This window comes from Clostridium sartagoforme AAU1, assembly GCF_000401215.1.
In the GTDB taxonomy this organism is placed as follows: domain Bacteria; phylum Bacillota; class Clostridia; order Clostridiales; family Clostridiaceae; genus Clostridium; species Clostridium sartagoforme.
In genome coordinates this window covers 21,166-37,602 of the sequence record NZ_ASRV01000205.1, presented here as the reverse complement: position 1 = coordinate 37,602, position 16,437 = coordinate 21,166, and the positions used below count along the sequence as shown (strand labels likewise).

The window sequence follows — 16,437 nt, the reverse complement described above, 5'->3', positions numbered from 1 at the left end:
TTGTCATCACCTTTCTTTATTTAATTTCAAATTTTCTATAATTTGATACTTTGGAATACTTTTTATAAAGCTCTGGTTCTTCTTCCTTAAATGATTTTGAATTTAGGCTAGTTCTTGTATAACTCTTCCATATAACCTTTCTATCTTCTATTACTCCAACTTCATTATCTTTTAGAAGATCCTTTAGTTTATTTTCACATTCTGCTACTTCTGCTTCTAATGATTTAATCTCATCCTTTAAGATACCTCTTTTGTTAATAAGCTCAAGTGCATCACTTTCTAGCTCTATTTCTAATTCATTGCTTTCTGGATACATAGTCTTTAATATTTCTGTGGTAGCTTCACTTCCATCAACTGCAGGTGCTTCTTTTTTCAAAATGTTATTTTCCCAAAAGTCCATAGATATATCTTTAAGCATTGCTATAAGCTCTTCATCCCTTTCAACATACTTTTGAATAAATGTATTTCCACCAATAAGTGCTGCGAAATATCCAAAGTTAGTTCCTGAGATAAACATATACCATTGTAATTGGACCATGTACTCAAAAGGTACTTCATCATCACTCCAATAGCCCTTCATATACTCTGATACTGTTTTAACCTCTAATATGCCCTTCTCACCATTTTCATTTCTAATTAGCCTGTCAATGTTACCAATGGCAAATTCATAGTCTTTATGTTTTAATACTGCATTAACTTTGCTTATTTTAAATCCAGGATTTCTAAGGGCAAATTCCTTAGCGACTACTGACTCCATAACCTTTCCAAAATACATTTTTTCATTTTCCACCTGTGTTATTTCATCTGTTGTTTTCTCTAAGTAAACACCCATAGGTGATTTATATTTACTTATTCCTGCTATTGCTCCAACATCAGTTCCTGATATTCCAGTCTTTCTAGCCTTAAGCCATTCCTCATGGTCCAAATCCGTTGTCTTAAGTAAAATATCACAATCTAAGCCATAGAACTTTCTGCAATACTTTATTCCATCCTTAATACTTCTTCTTTTTTCAAAAATCCACCCTTGTATATTTTCATTATTCTGATAATTTAAACTCTCCAAAATCTTACCTCCTATAATCCTTTAAATTTTAAACTTTTGCATATAATCATAAAGACAATCGCTATGAATCAAATCATCCTCAAACTTATATGCATCATGATTACTTGTAATACTGTCATGACAATGATCACAAATACCTATTTCCTTTTCATCATCAAACTGATAATAATAGTCATAACTTAAATCAGGTAAACTAAAATTGCTCATAAAAACACTCCTCTCTAATACTTTTTTAAGTTCTTTCTTTAAATCCTTTACCTTGCAAGCTATTGTAAAATTTTTTAATGTTTGCATTTATTTTTGATCTCCTTCATAAAATAAAATAGATACTATATGCATTTTTTCTTATTGCCTTAGGCTATATAGCCTATTCCTCTTATGTATTTGCTGCTATTTTATCCCCTTCTGTTGCAAGTTCCACTAACTTTCTAGAATTCTCTTCACCTAATCTTCTAACTATGCTTTTAGCTAGAATTTTATGAAACTCCTCTAAAAACTCTTTATCTGGTGCATTAACATTTACTGCTCTTAAGGGTTTCATTGCATCCCCATCCTAAAAACTTTTCTTATATACTATTCATCATCTAATATCTTGTTACTACTAACTTGATATTCTGAAATTAATAATTGCATTATCATTATTTATTAGTTGCCCTCAAGTCAACTAATTGTCAAAAAATTTTTGCTTTTCAACTTTATTAAGCTATATTTCTTTTCAAATTTAAATGCTTTAGTTTTTTTGTTTGATGTTTGTTTGATCTCTTGTTGTCCAATAGTCAACTTATTTTGCAAAAAAAATTTCCTCAATTGATAAATTAAAAATAGCTGCTATTTTTTTGCTTCAAGCAAAGAAAAGGCTTGCTTTCCGTTTTCCTTTTTATTGTATGAAGCCGTTGTAATATCTAGCTTTTTAGCTATATCTCCTTGACTTAATTTGTTCCTACATCTTAAAACTTTCAATTCAATATATGGCATATTTATCTCCTTTCATAATTCTAAAATCACCCTTTTGTTACCTTGTTGTCAACTTATTAATTTAATTATATTATAATAAACTTAAGTTGTAAATAACTATTTTAAGAATTTTCTAAAAATTAATATCACTTTCTTCTTACATTAGAATAATTGGAAATATTTATATATTTTTATATAAATATATTTCCTTACAGTCAACTTTGTAGTATTATATATACAATGAAATATTTTTCAAAGTATGAATTTATCTATTTTCACTCTATTTTTTACTTTTACCTTTTATAAATATTAATTTTGGGTAAGTTATTATAATAGAGATGTTAATATCATTAAATGCATATGTGAGGTGAATAAAATGGAAGATGTAAATTCTATATTTGGCAAAAGGTTACGATTACTTAGAAATGAAAAAAATATGACTTTAGATGAGTTAGCTCCCCTACTTGAGGTTACAAAATCATCATTAAGTAGATTTGAAAATAATTTACGTAAGCCATCTAGAGAATTTCTACTTAGATGCTCTAAATATTTTAACTGTTCTATTGATTATTTAAATGGACTAACTGATACTAGAGATATTACACAAGATGGACAATCTAAAGGCCTTAATACATCTTTAAATAAAAAAGATGAAAAAGACATAGAAAAAAAACTTGCTGCTACTATTGCTGAACTTGAAACACAAGATGGATTATTATTAAGCGGTAATGTAGTTGATGAGGAAGATATGCAATTTATAATTCAGGCAATAAAAGCTGGATTAGAATATGCAAAGATGCAAAATAAGCTTAAACATACACCTAAGAAATATAGAAAGGACTAAAGGAAGTAAATATCTTTAGGGGAATTTTATGGGGAAAATAAAGGGTATTTATACGAAGGATGAGCTTATTAAAAAACAAGTAACTAAATTAATTAAAAAACATAAAACTAGAGATCCTTTAGAAATAATAAAGAATCTTGGTATTGGTATTATTTTTCATGATTTAGGTAATATTAATGGATTCTATCAAAAAGCTGGTAAAATTAAAATAATCCATATAAATAATAAACTAAAAGAAGGCTTTAAAACCTATGTACTAGCTCACGAATTAGGACATGCTATATTACATCCTAATGAAAATTATCTATGTCTAGCAAATAATATATTTGATAAAACAAATATTATAGAAACTGAGGCAAATACCTTCGCTTCTGAGCTATTAATTGATGATGACTATACTCAGTATAGTGATTATACATTAAATCAAGTAGCTGCTATATATAATGTTCCTGAATATATATTAAAGCTTAAGTTTCCAAAAGAAATTTTTAGCTAGTTTATTAAATTGAATAATTTAATTACTTATGTAGCATAGATATATTATAGGCAACTTTTGTTGCCTAAATGAATTTGGAGGTGAATTTATTGAATATAGCAATCTATTCTAGAAAATCAGTATATACATCTACTGGAGATAGTATAGAAAATCAAATTGATTTATGCAAAGACTACTATTTACGTATGACTGCTAATGCTGATGTTAATTTTATAATTTATGAAGATGAAGGCTTTTCAGGTAAAAATACTCAAAGACCACAGTTCCAAAAATTATTAGCTGATGTCAAAGCCAAGAAAATCAATTCACTAGTTTGCTATAGGCTTGATAGAATATCTCGTAATGTAGCTGACTTCTCTACTACTTTAGAGTTATTACAAAAATATAATGTAGATTTTATTTCTATAAAGGAACAGTTTGATACAAGTACCCCAATGGGAAGAGCAATGATTCATATAGCTTCAGTATTTGCACAGCTTGAAAGAGAAACCATAGCTGAAAGAGTTCGTGATAATATGATTGAGCTTTCTAAAACAGGCAGATGGCTTGGAGGTACTCCCCCACTTGGTTTTGATGCAGTACGCGAAACTTATATTGATGAAAATCTTAAGGAAAAGAGTTTAAGTAGATTTGTAGAAAATGAAGAGGAACTTAAAAAAGTAAATTTGATATTTAATAAATATCTTGAATGCAAAACATTAAATGAGGTATCAAGATTTTGTATTAAAAATAATATAAGCGGAAAATTAGGTGGTGAACTTGAAAAATCAGGTGTTAGTTCTATTCTTCAAAATCCTGCTTATGTAAAATCCACACCTGAAGTACTAGATTATTTAAAGTCTATTGGCTATTCTGTATTTGGTGTTGCTAATGGTAATGGAATAATGAGGTACTCCCAGGAGACTAATGAGAAAATAGCAGCTGTATCAATCCATAAAGGCATTATTGAAGGCTCTGATTGGTTAAAGGTCCAAGAAATCCTAACATCAAATTTAAGTCCTAGATCTAATCCTAGCATATCAAATACTGCAATATTAACAAGACTCTTAAAATGCGGTAAATGTGGTGCTAATATGATAGTTAAATATACTGGTGCTAAAACAAAAAAGAAAGACCTTTCTACTACGTTTGTTCCAACAAATCAAAATCCTTTGGGGTAAATTGTACAGTTAAAAATTTAAATGGTTCTTTAACTGAAGAATTAGTAATAGATGCACTATGTGCCTATAACAAAAATGAATTGCTTCATCAACTAATTGAGATTGCAAGTAAACATAAAAAACATATATCAGATAATAGAAAAGACATGGAAAAAAACCTTCAAAGCAGTTGAGCTTAAAATAAAACGACTACTTCAAAAACTTTCCTTAACTGACGATATAGAAATATCAAGATTAATATTATCACAAATACAAGAGTACAAAGAAGAAGTTTCTAAATTAAAGAAGGAATTGAATACTGAATTAGAAGAAGAAGTTAATGACTCAATAGAACACTATGAATTAGAAAGTATTCTTCAAAAACTAGATAACTTCAAATATCTATTCAATGGATCCACAATAGATGAAAAAAGAAAACTCCTAGCTTCTGTGCTAGAAAAAGTTGTATGGGATGAAGATACAGGAGACCTAAACATAGTCTACAAGCTATCTAAAAAAAAATAGACGCACTGTTGGAAAAGTATGCTAATATTTCGCAATCTAGTACAGTGCGCACATACCCCTTCCCCACAGCACATTTTTATATTATTGCAGCAAGATAGCTTAATATCTTCCCCACCTATACTATTTAAATACTCTATCATCTTAACTGTTAATATATCTGCTCCTGCTATATGAATATATCCTACATTTTTTTCTTTTATATAAGATTTTATAATTACCTTAACTTCATCAGTTAACTCTCCCTTATCTAATACTGATTCTTCTATAATATTTAAATCATATTCTGCTAAAAATTCTTTAACATAATTATCACTATAAGGAGCTTTATCTAATATTAAATTTACATTATTATTATTTAATGATAACTTTCTTATTACTGGCATCATAGGAGCCATTCCTATTCCTCTTGCTATAACTAGCACATTTTTATTAATTTGCTTATCTAGATTTTTTAAGCCAAATACTCCATTCCAATATGGCCCTCTAATTGTTATTTCTCCACCTTCTTTTATATCTAATAATTTCTTTGTTTTAATTCCTCTTATTTCTATCATTATAGTTACTATATTTGTTTCTATATTAGACTCTAAAATAGAGATAGGTACATCAAAATAAATATTTTCATTGGTTCTTATAAAAATAAAGCTTCCTGGTTTAACTAGATCTATTGCAAGCTTATGTGGAACTTTAAATTTAATTAATAAAACATCTGATTGATATAAAACTTTCTTTTCAACTAAACAATTATATGTCTTTCTTCCTTCCTTTGCCTTAGATCCATTATTAATAAATTCATGATATATGCACACTCCATTCCAATTTAGACAATCACAAAAACAACTACCCTGTAATTGAGAACAAAGGATACATTCGTTGGACTCAGCAAGATGGCACGGGCAAAACTCTGTCCCTGAATCTATACAATCTACAGTTTCTTTCATATTTTTAATCTCCCCATTAGATTTCTTACATAATAATAGATTATTTTCTATTATTCATTTTGTTACACTATATTTTGATATAGTGTAAAATCTCCCTTAAAGATATGTATTTTTATCATTTTTAAAGTATCTAGAAATCTTATATTTTTAAAAGCACTAAAGGAGTAGAAAAAAATTCTTCTACTCCTTACTAAATATTATATTTTCAAACTCTTCTTTACTCATATTTATATTACTTATTAATGGAAATTTATCTTTCTCATACTCTTCTTCTTTAATAGATATTTTTCCAAGAATATCTCCACTTTCTACATCAGAATATCTATTAAAAACTTCCACTTCTACTATGTCTTTTTCTTTATAGCCATAAGTTATATCTTCTTCTTCAATGATTTTTCCAAGTCCTGCTAAATTTTCTTTTTCTAAAATTTCTTTATTGGATATATCCATAAAAGTGTTGCAGCTAGTTACATAATTAAATATTTTTTCAGTTACATTCCATCTATCTGGACAATTTAGTACTACTATTATAATATTTCTATCATTATAATTTACAGATGAAACTAAGCATTTGCCTGCCCCTCCTGTATAACCAGTTTTTACCCCATTAGCACCTGGTATTCTATATAATATTTTATTTATGTTTTGATAATCTCTTGTAAAATTATATTTATCTTTATATATAACCTTTTCCCCTACTATTTCTCTAAATATATCAGATTCCATGCCTTTAGCTGTTAAAATTGCTAAATCATATGCTGAAGAATAATGTTTTGCACTATCTAAACCATGTGGTGATTCAAAATGAGAATCTATTATTCCTAAACTTCTTGCAAAATCATTCATTATATTAGAAAAATTATCTATAGAGCCCCCTATATCTTCTGCTATTGCTATTGCAGCATCATTTCCAGATCTAAACATAAGCCCAAATAATAGCTCTCGCATTGTTACTTCTTCTCCAGCTTTATAGCCTACTGTTGAACCCCTAATAGATGAAGCATTTTTACTGATGGTTACTTTTCTATCTAAATCTCCATAATTTATTGCTATAAGGGATGTCAATATCTTAGTAGTGCTTGCCATTGGAACTATTTCATAACCTTTTTGTCCCCATAAAACTTCCATACTTTTCCCATCTATAGCTATGGCATTTCTTGCAGATACTCTTAATGGTAACTTTTTATCAACTTTATTTCCATCTATATCAATAAAATCCTCATCAAGCATTTCTACTGTTTCATCATCCATATCTATATCATCTTCAATAAATGCTTCTGCTGTATAAACATTACATACTGTTGTCAATAATACTAATAAAATAGTAAAAATAACTTTTTTATAATTTTCATGTTATCACCTTCTATACTAACCATCTATGAGTAGTTTGTTCTAAAAGTTATTTTTTAAACATATTTTTGTTATTTTTTTATTTTTACTTATGGAAATTATTAGAATACTGTAGAAAAGAGTGAAGATATGCCTTTAATATTATTTTTTATATTTTTAATTTTACTTTTTGTTTTTCCTATTCCTCTAAAGATTGAAATAAGTTTTAACAATAATGTATTTAATTTAAAATTATTTAATTCAAATATATTTTCTTCAAATAAAGGTATTGAAAATAAATTACTTAAAAAGCTTGTTTACAGAAATAAATTAGATTTCAAAAAAGAAACTACAAAGAAATATAAAGATAAAAACTCTTCTAACTCCTGGCATATTAAGAAAAAAAAATAGTAAAGAAAATTTCTATAAAAAAGCTATACAATAATATTTCTTGTAATAAATTTAAGCCCTTATTAAAAATAAAAGGGCATTTAAATTTTGGAATTGAAGATGCAGCTTATTGTGCAATACTTTATGGATTAATGAATAATATTCCTACCTTATTAAGATTAATTTTAGATAAGGTTTTTATAGTTAAAGATATAAAACTTGGTATTACTCCTAAATTCAACACCAATATTATATCTTTTGGAATAACTAGTATATTTTACTTTAATATTGCTAATATTATATATATCTTATATTTAATATCTAAATCTTTTGAAATTAAGGAGGTGGCTCCCGAATAGGGAGATAATATGTCAAATGAACATCCTGTTGAAAATTTAATGAGAAGTACCATGGAAAATCTGAGAGATATGATAGATGTAAATACAGTTATTGGTGATGCAGTGGAAACACGAGATGGTAGCTATATTATACCTATATCAAAAGTAACCTTTGGATTTGCATCTGGAGGAAGTGAATTTGGGAATCAATGTAAAATATCACCTGAAAATACTGCAAATTATCCTTTTGGTGGTGGCTCTGGTGCTGGTGTTACAGTTAAGCCTGTAGCATTTTTAGTTCTTAGAGATGATGCTGTAAGGATTCTTCCTGTTGATCAAGATAATACATATGATAGAATTGTTGACTCTGTACCTCAAATTCTTGATATGATAAAAGGTGCTTTTAACAGCGATAAGAAGAAAAATAAAGATTCTAAAGTTAATGTTGAAGATAAAACATGTAATCCTGATTTATGTGATGATACTGATTCTTCTTCAAATAGCTTGTTTTAGAAATTTATAAGATATGGAGCTCTGTCGAAAATTAAAAATTAAGGATGAAAAATTAATAAAAAAACTCCTTTAGGAGTTTTCAAAACTAAATTATTTTTAGTAATTTGGAATAAATTACATCAATAATTATCCATTTTTAATTATTAATTCTTAATTGGGCTGTCTATGCGACAGTCCTGTATCTTATAAATCTTTAATTACATCATTAATAGCGTCTATAGCAGCTTCTTCACCATCTGAATATAAATCTAATGAAGGTAATTCCTTTAATTCTTTTAATCCAAATTGTCTTAAAAATTCTTCAGTAGTTCCAAATAATATAGGTCTTCCTGGAACTTCTAATCTTCCAACTTCTTTTATTAAATCTTTTTCTAATAATCTTTGAAGAGCACTTTCAGATTTTACTCCTCTTATTTCATCTATATCTACTCTAGTGATAGGCTGTTTATATGCAATAATAGCTAAGCTTTCTAAAGAAGCTTGTGATAATGATTGTCTTTTATTCTTTCTTAGTAACTTTTGAATATAATCACTATTTTCAGCTTTAGTTACTAATTGATATTCTCCATTTATAGATATTAATTTAATTCCTCTTTTTTCATCTTCATATTCTAAAACCATTTCATTCAATAAATTAGCAACAAACTTTGGTGAGACTTCTAGAGAATTACTTAAATCTTTTACAGTTAAAGGATCTCCACTTACAAAAAGCAATGCTTCAATTGCAGATTTAATCTTTGGTTTTGATGAAATCTCTTCAAACTCATATTGAGCAATTTCAAATTTACTCATTTATTTTTCTCCTCTCCATTAGGATATCATTAAAGTTTTGATCTTGATATACTTTTATCATCCTAAGTTTTATTAGTTCTAATAAAGCTAAAAATGTTACTACTACCTCTAATTTACATTCACTTTCATTTATTATATCCCTAAATTTAATAATCTTTTTTATTTCAATGTTACTTAATAACTCTTCCATCTTATCTTCAACTTTATATTTATCTATATATATTTTCTTTGTATTATATTTTCTTTATTTTGCTTCTTAAAAAAATTATCTATTAATTTATTGTAGATATTATACAAATCTATTAATGTAATGTTTTTAAGAATATCTTCATCTTTTTTATTTTGTTTAGTTTCTTCAATTATTTCTGGCTTTTTTGTATATATATCTCCAGAATTTATGTACTTTTCTCTAAAAAATAAAGCTGCTCCTTTAATTTTTTTATATTCTATAAGCTTTTCCATAAGGTTTTTTTCAATATCTTCTTCGTTTTCTTCTACCACTTTTGTATTAGGTAAAAGCTTTTTAGATTTTATTTCTATAAGTGTAGCTGCAACAACTATAAATTCAGAAGTTATATCTAAATCCATAATCTTCATTTCATCTAAATATTTTAAGTACTGAGTTGTAATTTTATATATTTCTACATTATATATATCCATTTCATTTTTTTTTATTAAATGTAACAATAAATCAAAAGGCCCTTCGAAATTTGCTACTTTTACTTTTGGCATTTCCATAAACATCAGCTTCCTTTAATAACTCTATATTCCTTCCAGTATATAATATCAATTTTAATAGTAAAGGACAACCTTTTTTAAAGTACTGATATCAAGTAAAATGGAAAGTTATATTTTATTAAAAGAGCCTCTTTGTTTTCTCATATCAAAAAGATTATTGCTAAACCAATAATTAATAAATTTTCCTTCTTCAATTAATTGTAAAACTTCTTCTCTACTTGCCCATTTAACTGCCTTAACTTCTTCATATTGTAAGGTTAAACTTTCAATATCTATTTCCTTTTCAACAAGATAATAATCATCAAAACCAACCTCAAAATTTATTGTGAAAAATGGTCTCTCATTTGATAAATTAATTTTATATCCTATTTCTTCAAGTGTTTCCCTTTCAGCAGCTTCTATGCTATCTTCTCCAGCTAAAGCACTTCCGCCTACAGTTATATCCCACATATTAGGCCAGCCTTCTTTCCATGGTTGACGTTGTTGAATAAGCATTTCATTTTTTGAATTAAAAATACAAACATGAACCACAAGATGAAAATCACCTTTTTTTAATTTATTCCCTCTTTCTATAGTTCTACCTGTTAGAAGCCTATTTTTATCGTATATATCCCATAATTCCATGATAATTCTCCTTATAAACTATAACTTAATATTTATTTCAAGTTTTATTTCTTATGTGATAAATTATAATATACTAAACATAACCCTTACAATAATTAAGCATAAAAAATAAAATATTGGATATAAGTATCATCTATACTTAATATCCAATATTTTATATGTATTTGAAGGTATAACTATTTTTTACTATATTCCTTTTTTAAACATATTCTTCATATTAAACTTGAAGTTTTCGAATAATCCACCTAGTTTAATATCTCTATCAGAATATAACTCTATTTCGCCAATTTTTTCTTCTCCTAAATAAATTTCACACTTACCTACGATTTCACCTTGTTTATATTCTTTTTTAACCTCATCTATTACTATTTTCTTTTCTAATTCAGCATTTGTTCCCTTTGGCACAATTGCAACTAAGTCATCTTTTGCTTTTGCTATTAAGAATTTATCTGTTTGCTTACTTAAATAAATATTTTCTACGTCTTCATCTTTAGCAAAAATCTTCTTGCCTTCAAATTTGGAGAATCCATAATTTAATAACATTCCCGCATCTCTATTTCTTACTTTATATGTTGGTGCTCCCATAATAACAGATAACATTCTTACACCATTTCTATTTGCAGTAGCTGAAATACAATATTTGGCTTCTTCAGTATAACCTGTTTTTAGTCCATCACAACCTTCAAAGAATCTTACAAGCTTGTTATGGTTAACTAATTCTATTGGAGATTTTCTGCCTTCAGATATTGTTTCCATATATATTCCTGAATATTTTAAAATTGTTGGATGTTTTAAAAGCTCCATTGACATAATTGAAATATCTCTTGCAGTTGATAAATGACCTTCTATAGGCAATCCATTACTATTTTTAAAAGTTGTGTTAGTCATTCCTAACTCTTGAGCTCTTTTATTCATCATTCCTACGAAAGCTTCTTCTGTGCCTCCTAAATATTCAGCTAAGGCTACTGCTGCATCATTTCCAGATGCAATTGCAACTCCTTTTAAAAGTTCTTCGACAGTTCTTACTTCACCTGTATCTAGAAGCATTGTGCTTCCACCCATTTTCTTTGCATTTTCACTACATGTTACTTTATCTTGTAATGATATCTTGTTGCTATCTACAGCTTCCATGGTTAAAAGCATAGTCATTATTTTGGTAACAGAAGCTGGTGCAAATTTTTCATCGATATTTTTTTCATAAAGGATTTTTCCGCTTGTTGGTTCTATTAGTAATGCAGATCTTGCATCTACTGTTATTCCTTCATCACTAAAAACCTCCATAGTCCATTCTTCATAAGTTTCTGTTGAAGTATCATATGGTTCTACATCTGCTTTAACCGGAATTGCAGCTATAGATAATAAGCTTAAAACAATTGCAACAATTTTATTTATAGTTTTTTTGTACATTATATTGCCTCCCTTCAAGCTTATTATTACCAATAAAAATAAAAATATGATAAAAAGAACTAATTTCTTCTTATCATATTTATGTTTTTATTTATTGTACTACATCATATATTAGAGGAATGTCTTTATCTAAAGATTTAGATATAATAATATTATTTAATATATCTTTCTTTGCCTTTTCTGCTTTATATTCATCATTACTATGAATATAAGCTAGTATATCCCCCTCATTTACTTCTTCACTTCTTTTTTTGTTTAAAACTATACCTACAGATAAATCTATTGTGCTTTCTTTTGTCTCTCTTCCTGCTCCAAGTTCCATTGCAATTAATCCAAAAGCTTCGGCATTTATTTTTGAAATTATACCACTTTCATTAGCTTTTACAGGGACTATATATTTTGCTTTAGGAAATTTACTAGTATCATCTACAAAACTTGCATCTCCACCTTGAGCCTTAACAAATTCTTTAAGCTTTTCTAATCCCTTACCATTATTTATATTTTCTAGCAATAATGCTTTTCCTTCTTCAAAATTACTTGCTTTATTTCCACAAACAAGCATATAACTACCTAAAGCTAGTGTTAACTCTACTAAATCTTTAGGGCCATTTCCCTTTAATAATTCTATAGCTTCTATAACTTCAAGCGAATTTCCTATTGAATATCCTAAAGGTTGATCCATATCAGAAATTACACCTATTGTTTTTCTTCCTACTGAAGTTCCTATGTCTACCATTTCTCTAGCTAAAGCCTTTGCATCTTCTGGGGTTTTCATAAATGCTCCATCTCCAACTTTTACATCTAAAACTATAGCATCTGCTCCTGATGCGATTTTTTTACTCATTATGCTTGATGCTATTAATGACATATTATCTACTGTTGCTGTAACATCCCTAAGGGCATATATTTTTTTATCTGCTGGAGCAATATTTCCTGTTTGACCAGTTAAAGCTATTCCTATTGTATTAGAGTTATTTATAAATGTTTCTTCAGAAAGTTCAACTGAAAATCCATCAAAAGCTTCTAATTTATCAATAGTTCCACCTGTATGCCCCAAACCTCTACCAGACATCTTAGCAACTGGAACTCCAAGAGATGCAACTAAAGGTGTTAAACAAATACTAGTCTTATCTCCAACACCACCAGTAGAATGTTTATCTACCTTTACTCCATTTATTGAAGATAAGTCAATTTTATCTCCTGAATTAACCATGGCCATAGTAAGGTCAGCTGTTTCTCTTTTATTCATCTTATTAAAAAATATTGACATAAGTAATGCTGAAGCCTGATAATCTGGCACTTCTCCATTTGTAAATCCCTTTACAAAAAATCTATTTCTTCTTTAGATAATTCTAAGCCTTTTCTTTTTTTTAATATAATATCATACATTCTCATAAGGATGTAATCCTCCTATTTTAATATATTAGATAAAAAACTTTCACCATTTATATCATTTTTAATATTGAAATAATCCAAAACTGTTTTACCTATATCTGTAAAGCTGTTTCTTGTTCCAATATTGCAAGGGTTTATATTTTTTCCATAAACTAATAGAGGAATATATTCTCTTGAATGATCTGTGCTTTCTGTTGTTGGATCACATCCATGATCTGCAGTTAATATTAATATGTCTTCATCTGACATCTTGCTATATATTTCTTCTAATCTATTATCAAAATCTTCTATAGCTTTTCCATATCCCTTAGGATCATTCCTATGTCCATATAACATGTCAAAGTCCACTAAATTAGTAAATATAAGTCCTTCTTTAACTTCATCCATATATCTTAAGGTAGCATCCACTCCATCCATATTATTTTTAGTGTGAACTGCCTTTGTAACACCCTTTTTATTATATATATCTTCTATTTTACCTACTGCTGCAACTTCTTTTCCATCTTCATATAAATATTCAAGCATTGTTTTTGAAAATGGATCTAAAGCATAATCTCTTCTATTAGATGTTCTTTTATATTCCCCATTTGATCCAATAAAAGGTCTTGCAATTACTCGCCCAACTATATTTTCTCCAACAAGCATTTCTCTTGCAATGCTACACATATTATATAATTCTTCTAAAGGAACTATATCCTCATGAGCTGCAATTTGAAACACACTATCTGCTGAAGTATAAACTATTGGATATCCTGTTTTAACATGCTCATCACCAAGTCTCTCTATAATTTCTGTACCTGATGCAACACAGTTTCCTAAAATATCCTTTTTATTAACCTTATTTAAAAATTCGTTAATTATTTCTTTTGAAAAACCATTTGGGTAAGTGTTAAGTGGAGTTTCTAATATTACCCCTGCAATTTCCCAGTGTCCAGTTACTGTATCTTTACCTCTTGATTTTTCCATAAGCTTACCATAAGCTCCAATTGAACTATTAACTTTATTTAAATATTTTACCCCTTCTATATTTCCAAATCCTAATTTCTCAAGATTGTCTATTTTTAATCCCCCACAGGCTTTATAAGTGTTGTCTAGAGTATGACTTCCAACATCTCCATAAAGATCTGCATCTGGCAATTCACCTACTCCTAGACTATCCATTACTACTAATATTACTCTTTTCATTTTACCTACTCCTTTCAAATATAAAGCCTAGAATTAACTATTCTCTATTATTATGCTCTAGGATGGGAGTTTTTATATACAATATTTATCTTATCGTTATTAATTATTTCATAATATGTGTCCATATAAGTTAAAACTTGATTTCCTAAAAGTTTTTGAACTGCTCTTACATTAGCTCCATTTTGTAATAAATGTACTGCAAAGGAATGTCTAAAAGTATTTAGATTAACTTCCTTTTTAATTCCAGCTCTATGAGAATACTCTTTCACTATTCTCCATACGCCTTGCCTTGTTAATTGGTTTCCATTTAAATTAACAAATAAGTTTTCAACTCCTGCACATGCCACTTGATCTCGTATCTTTAAGTATTCTTTTAAAGCTTCTATTGCACTTCTTCCTATTGGAATAAGTCTCTCATAATTTTTATTATCGTGACATTTCACAAAGTTTAACTCTAAGTTAATATCATATACCTTTAATCCTATTATCTCAGAAACCTTCATGCCTGTAGCATACATAAGTTCTAATAAAGCATTGTCTCTTACTCCTTTATTACAGTCCTTATCGACGATTTTAATTATTCTGTCTACCTCATCAATAGTCAATATTTCAGGTAACTTTTTAGTTGTAGATGTATTCTTGTAATATATTTTAGGAATCTCATTTACAACTTTTTGATCCTTTAAATAATTATAAAAACTTCTAAGACTTATAACTATTCTATTTATAGACCTCTCAGATTTACCTTGGCTAAGTAAGTGTTGTATATAACCAAGTACCGATACATTATCCGTTTCATTAATACTCATATTCTTACTATTTAAATATTTAACGTATAAGTTAACGTCAGTTACATAAGCATAAACAGTGTTTTCACTTTTATGACTTTTCAATAAAGCTTCCTTATAATTATTCACAATTTCTTTCATAATTCTCCCCTATCCTAATATATTATTAATTCGACAAAAACACTCTTATTCCTTCTTTATTCTCATTGGATTAGGTTAATTTATAAACTTTAGTAATTACCATTTTTATTATCCCAGGGCTCACATAGCACTCGATTAAAACCCCTATGGCGAATAATAAAACAAAAAAACCTAATTTCATTGCTAGTCCATTTATACTAAGCTTGTTGCCTCCAACTCCATTAAAGAACTTCCCTTTTAATTTTATTGAAGATAATTCCAAAGAAATAATACTTATTCCTATGAAAAAAGGTATATAAAATATGTTTTGTGGTACTGTTGATGCTAGAGCAATCCAAATTCCTTTTCCCTCGAAAGTAGTTAATAAAAAGCTAAAAGTATATCCTAATGTAAATCCTTTTATTAAATCAATAATCAATATTATGGGTGCCCCAAAAACAGTAAAACCAAGTGCTATTATAAGTAAAATTATTATTAAATTATTTTTTATTATGCCTATAAGCAGTTCATTAGTTTTTAATTCTTCAACATTTATACTTTTAATGAATCCTGTAAAGTAATCCGCTAGGTCTTTTGCATCTACTCCATCCATATATTTTATGGTATATGAACCCAGTAATATACCTACAAAGAAAAATGTTAGTACTAGTAAATAAAATATTCTATTTTCTCTGAAGTTTGAATTTATCCGTTCTATTAAATTCATATTATTCCTCCTCCATAGTTGCTATAGAACATAATATGTTGTAAATTCCCCTATTATTCATAATTGAATATATGTAAAATATTTTTTTATAAAAAATGGACATATATGGTGCTGTATTAACTACTTAAA

The 16,437-nt window shown here is 27.9% G+C and carries 18 protein-coding genes and 2 pseudogenes; 6 read left to right on the top strand and 14 right to left on the bottom strand.

Annotated elements, in window-relative coordinates; all coding sequences use genetic code 11:
- Positions 1-16: 16 nt before the first annotated feature.
- From A500_RS16400 to A500_RS20105, 4 genes are all read right to left on the bottom strand, one after another.
- Positions 17-1,063 (bottom strand): YqaJ viral recombinase family nuclease, encoded by a 1,047-nt coding sequence (locus tag A500_RS16400; protein WP_016208687.1) that lies wholly within the window; start codon positions 1,061-1,063, stop codon positions 17-19.
- 21 nt (positions 1,064-1,084) lie between these two features.
- The gene (locus A500_RS16395) at positions 1,085-1,357 is read right to left on the bottom strand and encodes a hypothetical protein (protein WP_016208686.1); all 273 of its coding nucleotides are present in this window, start codon (positions 1,355-1,357) and stop codon (positions 1,085-1,087) included.
- Positions 1,358-1,439: 82 nt separating this feature from the next.
- Positions 1,440-1,604, bottom strand: coding sequence for a hypothetical protein (locus A500_RS20540; RefSeq protein WP_157453686.1), 165 nt, complete (start codon positions 1,602-1,604; stop codon positions 1,440-1,442).
- 287 nt (positions 1,605-1,891) lie between these two features.
- Complete coding sequence (locus tag A500_RS20105) at positions 1,892-2,038, bottom strand: helix-turn-helix transcriptional regulator (protein WP_016208685.1); 147 nt, start codon at positions 2,036-2,038, stop codon at positions 1,892-1,894.
- Positions 2,039-2,393: 355 nt separating this feature from the next.
- Between A500_RS20105 and A500_RS16390 the strand changes: the two genes are divergently transcribed.
- The 4 genes from A500_RS16390 (at position 2,394) to A500_RS19715 (ending at position 5,021) form a co-directional block, all read left to right on the top strand.
- Positions 2,394-2,861 (top strand): helix-turn-helix domain-containing protein, encoded by a 468-nt coding sequence (locus A500_RS16390; protein WP_016208684.1) that lies wholly within the window; start codon positions 2,394-2,396, stop codon positions 2,859-2,861.
- Between the two features lie 28 nt (positions 2,862-2,889).
- On the top strand, positions 2,890-3,357 hold the full coding sequence (locus A500_RS16385) for an ImmA/IrrE family metallo-endopeptidase (RefSeq protein WP_016208683.1): 468 nt from the start codon (positions 2,890-2,892) through the stop codon (positions 3,355-3,357).
- An 89-nt stretch (positions 3,358-3,446) separates the two neighbouring features.
- Complete coding sequence (locus tag A500_RS16380; RefSeq protein WP_016208682.1) at positions 3,447-4,517, top strand: recombinase family protein; 1,071 nt, start codon at positions 3,447-3,449, stop codon at positions 4,515-4,517.
- A 102-nt stretch (positions 4,518-4,619) separates the two neighbouring features.
- Positions 4,620-5,021, top strand: coding sequence for a hypothetical protein (locus A500_RS19715; RefSeq protein ID WP_016208681.1), 402 nt, complete (start codon positions 4,620-4,622; stop codon positions 5,019-5,021).
- Here A500_RS19715 and A500_RS16375 read toward each other — a convergent pair.
- Entirely contained in the window at positions 4,997-5,962 is a 966-nt protein-coding gene (locus A500_RS16375; RefSeq protein WP_016208680.1) for a sulfide/dihydroorotate dehydrogenase-like FAD/NAD-binding protein, read from the bottom strand. The two genes, A500_RS19715 and A500_RS16375, sit on opposite strands and share 25 nt — an antisense overlap.
- A gap of 180 nt (positions 5,963-6,142) precedes the next feature.
- Positions 6,143-7,192: a D-alanyl-D-alanine carboxypeptidase family protein gene (locus A500_RS21940; RefSeq protein WP_479723491.1), complete on the bottom strand. Its 1,050-nt coding sequence runs from the start codon at positions 7,190-7,192 to the stop codon at positions 6,143-6,145.
- Between the two features lie 506 nt (positions 7,193-7,698).
- Between A500_RS21940 and A500_RS21455 the strand changes: the two genes are divergently transcribed.
- Both A500_RS21455 and ytfJ read left to right on the top strand, forming a co-directional pair.
- The gene (locus A500_RS21455) at positions 7,699-8,040 is read left to right on the top strand and encodes a DUF2953 domain-containing protein (protein WP_083935714.1); all 342 of its coding nucleotides are present in this window, start codon (positions 7,699-7,701) and stop codon (positions 8,038-8,040) included.
- 9 nt (positions 8,041-8,049) lie between these two features.
- A complete protein-coding gene (gene ytfJ, locus A500_RS16355) occupies positions 8,050-8,532 on the top strand; it encodes a GerW family sporulation protein (RefSeq protein ID WP_016208676.1) in 483 nt (160 codons plus the stop codon).
- A gap of 183 nt (positions 8,533-8,715) precedes the next feature.
- Here ytfJ and scpB read toward each other — a convergent pair whose 3' ends face one another.
- From scpB to spoIIM, 8 genes and pseudogenes are all read right to left on the bottom strand, one after another.
- On the bottom strand, positions 8,716-9,324 hold the full coding sequence (gene scpB / locus A500_RS16350) for an SMC-Scp complex subunit ScpB (RefSeq protein WP_016208675.1): 609 nt from the start codon (positions 9,322-9,324) through the stop codon (positions 8,716-8,718).
- A pseudogene (locus A500_RS16345) lies at positions 9,317-10,062 on the bottom strand (segregation/condensation protein A). The gene scpB and the pseudogene A500_RS16345 overlap by 8 nt, the downstream one beginning before the upstream one ends.
- A 108-nt stretch (positions 10,063-10,170) precedes the next feature.
- Positions 10,171-10,686, bottom strand: coding sequence for an NUDIX hydrolase (locus A500_RS16340; protein WP_016208674.1), 516 nt, complete (start codon positions 10,684-10,686; stop codon positions 10,171-10,173).
- 186 nt (positions 10,687-10,872) lie between these two features.
- A complete protein-coding gene (locus A500_RS16335; protein ID WP_016208673.1) occupies positions 10,873-12,093 on the bottom strand; it encodes a D-alanyl-D-alanine carboxypeptidase family protein in 1,221 nt (406 codons plus the stop codon).
- 91 nt (positions 12,094-12,184) lie between these two features.
- Positions 12,185-13,488 (bottom strand): annotated as a pseudogene (locus A500_RS16330) (pyrimidine-nucleoside phosphorylase).
- A gap of 15 nt (positions 13,489-13,503) precedes the next feature.
- Positions 13,504-14,673, bottom strand: a complete 1,170-nt coding sequence (locus tag A500_RS16325) for a phosphopentomutase (protein ID WP_016208670.1) — start codon at positions 14,671-14,673, stop codon at positions 13,504-13,506.
- Between the two features lie 50 nt (positions 14,674-14,723).
- The gene (locus A500_RS16320) at positions 14,724-15,602 is read right to left on the bottom strand and encodes a tyrosine-type recombinase/integrase (RefSeq protein WP_016208669.1); all 879 of its coding nucleotides are present in this window, start codon (positions 15,600-15,602) and stop codon (positions 14,724-14,726) included.
- 70 nt (positions 15,603-15,672) lie between these two features.
- Positions 15,673-16,308: a stage II sporulation protein M gene (gene spoIIM / locus A500_RS16315; protein ID WP_016208668.1), complete on the bottom strand. Its 636-nt coding sequence runs from the start codon at positions 16,306-16,308 to the stop codon at positions 15,673-15,675.
- Positions 16,309-16,437 lie beyond the last annotated feature (129 nt).

Coding starts and splice junctions, on each gene's coding strand:
- A500_RS16325 (WP_016208670.1), bottom strand. CDS start 14,673: ATGAAAAGAGTAATATTAGTAGTAATGGATAGTCTAGGAGTAGGTGAA.
- A500_RS16390 (WP_016208684.1), top strand. CDS start 2,394: ATGGAAGATGTAAATTCTATATTTGGCAAAAGGTTACGATTACTTAGA.
- A500_RS21940 (WP_479723491.1), bottom strand. CDS start 7,192: ATGCTTGATGAGGATTTTATTGATATAGATGGAAATAAAGTTGATAAA.
- scpB (WP_016208675.1), bottom strand. CDS start 9,324: ATGAGTAAATTTGAAATTGCTCAATATGAGTTTGAAGAGATTTCATCA.
- A500_RS16320 (WP_016208669.1), bottom strand. CDS start 15,602: ATGAAAGAAATTGTGAATAATTATAAGGAAGCTTTATTGAAAAGTCAT.
- A500_RS20105 (WP_016208685.1), bottom strand. CDS start 2,038: ATGCCATATATTGAATTGAAAGTTTTAAGATGTAGGAACAAATTAAGT.
- A500_RS16375 (WP_016208680.1), bottom strand. CDS start 5,962: ATGAAAGAAACTGTAGATTGTATAGATTCAGGGACAGAGTTTTGCCCG.
- A500_RS16335 (WP_016208673.1), bottom strand. CDS start 12,093: ATGTACAAAAAAACTATAAATAAAATTGTTGCAATTGTTTTAAGCTTA.
- ytfJ (WP_016208676.1), top strand. CDS start 8,050: ATGTCAAATGAACATCCTGTTGAAAATTTAATGAGAAGTACCATGGAA.
- spoIIM (WP_016208668.1), bottom strand. CDS start 16,308: ATGAATTTAATAGAACGGATAAATTCAAACTTCAGAGAAAATAGAATA.
- A500_RS16340 (WP_016208674.1), bottom strand. CDS start 10,686: ATGGAATTATGGGATATATACGATAAAAATAGGCTTCTAACAGGTAGA.
- A500_RS16395 (WP_016208686.1), bottom strand. CDS start 1,357: ATGCAAACATTAAAAAATTTTACAATAGCTTGCAAGGTAAAGGATTTA.
- A500_RS16385 (WP_016208683.1), top strand. CDS start 2,890: ATGGGGAAAATAAAGGGTATTTATACGAAGGATGAGCTTATTAAAAAA.
- A500_RS20540 (WP_157453686.1), bottom strand. CDS start 1,604: ATGAAACCCTTAAGAGCAGTAAATGTTAATGCACCAGATAAAGAGTTT.